Here is a 685-nt window from a genome sequence, read left to right on the forward strand (position 1 = left end):
CCTGCAGCCAGGCGCCGTCCGCGGCGTCGTCGGCGTCGCCGCGCGGCAGCCACAGGCACAGCAGGCCGGCGCCGTCGTCCGCGCTGGCCAGATCCTCGCGCAGCGCGCGGTAGCTGCCTTTGTCGGCGCGGCGCCGGGCCAGGGTGATCAGCCGGCACAGGCGCTGGTAGCCGTGCAGGGTCTCGGCCAGCAGCACCAGCTTGGGGCCGTGCTCGAATTGGATCTCGCTGCCGACGATGAGGTGCAGGCCCATGTCCCGGGCCGCCTGCCACGCGCGCACGATGCCGGCCAGGCTGCATTCGTCGGTGATCGCCAGGGCGCGGTAGCCATGGTGCAGCGCGCGCTCGCACAGTTCCCAGGGATGCGAGGCGCCGCGCTGGAAGCTGAAGTTGGACAGGCAATGCAGTTCGGCGTAGTCGGGCAGGGTGGAGTCCACAGGAGTGGACGGCACGCTGGCGGCGGGCGCGCTGGTTGGCGCAGGGGCAGGCGTCGGCAGCAGCCGCAGGCGCGGCGGCATGCGCGGATGCGGCGGGGTGTGGCTCATGCGAACCAGCCGTGCAGCATCAGTGCGTCCGGCGCGTCGGCCGGGGCGAAGGCCCAGGCGCGCTGGCCCTGGCGGGTGCGCACGACGTAGTAGTCGCGGCGCACGTCGCCGTCGTCCCACCAGCCGCTCTCGATGCGTTCC

General features: G+C 73.6%; 1 protein-coding gene. It reads right to left on the bottom strand.

Annotated features, from left to right (window positions below):
- Window positions 1–436 (bottom strand): PHP domain-containing protein (locus D183_RS24595; RefSeq protein WP_198527664.1); only part of this gene is annotated, 436 nt, incomplete at its 3' end.
- Window positions 437–685: the final 249 nt, after the last annotated feature.

The sequence above is a fragment of the Xanthomonas sp. SHU 199 genome, from assembly GCF_000364665.1.
Classification (GTDB): domain Bacteria; phylum Pseudomonadota; class Gammaproteobacteria; order Xanthomonadales; family Xanthomonadaceae; genus Xanthomonas_A; species Xanthomonas_A sontii.